Genomic DNA, 807 nt, shown 5'->3' with positions numbered 1-807 from the left:
TCATGCCCAACAGAATTTACTTTATGAACGTGGTAAGCAACTGAACATGTGAGAGTTTTGCCGGCGATGTTCGGGCCGGTCTGGCGCAGGATGGCGAGTGGCAGAGCGCGGTAGCGGTCTATGGAGAATGGAATATACCGCTCTTTAGTGGCTTCATCCAGCGATGTTACTGCTCCGTCTCGCATTGAAAACTCTCCGTTTAGGTCTGGCGACGCTGCACGTAGGATGGTCGAAGATCACGACACCATTTTTACCCTCGATCGACAATCAGACCGATGCACCGTAGCATCGCGGTCAAATCGGGCTCCACGCCTGCCGCACGAAGCACCGCGGCCAAATCGATGCGCTTCGCGAGGTTGGCGCGCGTCATTGGTTTCTCATACCCCGCCCATTCCTTTTGCAACGCCTTCACCGCCCCTGGCGTGTCAGGCGGGCGATGCGCCGCCTTGCCTTCCAAATGGCGAAGCAGCACGGCCTCAAAACAGGGCCGTTGCCAGAGAATCACGATGGCATTGTCAGCTGCGAGTTTGCGCGCGCGCTCGGCCCGGTGCGGGTCACGCTCGGCCTGGTCGAAATCGAGCAACGCGAAGCGCTCTCGCGGCGCGCTGCGTTTCTTTTCGAGTTGCTTCAGGCGCAACACCGCCATCTCGATTCTCGAGAGCGGATCGCCTGTTCCCGGCCCTAGGGCTGAGACTCAATCAGAGCCAGAATGCGAGCGCGGTTGCGATGGCGACGCCTGAGAGGAAGTTGACGGCGAGTTTATCGTAGCGGGTAGCGACACGGCGGAAGTCCTTGAGACGGCAGAAA

General features: G+C 59.1%; 2 protein-coding genes and 1 pseudogene. All 3 read right to left on the bottom strand.

The genetic code is table 11. The features are described from left to right. Positions 1-185, bottom strand: a 185-nt coding sequence (locus SB4_RS20220; protein ID WP_206598025.1) for a hypothetical protein, incomplete at its 3' end; no start/stop codon positions are given. A gap of 65 nt (positions 186-250) precedes the next feature. Next, positions 251-646 carry a hypothetical protein gene (locus tag SB4_RS17040; protein ID WP_058753537.1) on the bottom strand — a complete coding sequence of 132 codons (396 nt, stop codon included), beginning with the start codon at positions 644-646 and terminating at the stop codon, positions 251-253. Between the two features lie 52 nt (positions 647-698). Next, a pseudogene (locus tag SB4_RS19820) lies at positions 699-807 on the bottom strand (IS5/IS1182 family transposase); the annotation flags it as partial.

The organism is Sphingomonas sanguinis, assembly GCF_001476905.1.
Classification (GTDB): domain Bacteria; phylum Pseudomonadota; class Alphaproteobacteria; order Sphingomonadales; family Sphingomonadaceae; genus Sphingomonas; species Sphingomonas sanguinis_B.
The sequence above is the reverse complement of the archived record's forward strand: the minus strand, read 5'-3'. Positions and strand labels throughout refer to the sequence as shown.

Coding starts and splice junctions, on each gene's coding strand:
- SB4_RS17040 (WP_058753537.1), bottom strand. CDS start 646: ATGGCGGTGTTGCGCCTGAAGCAACTCGAAAAGAAACGCAGCGCGCCG.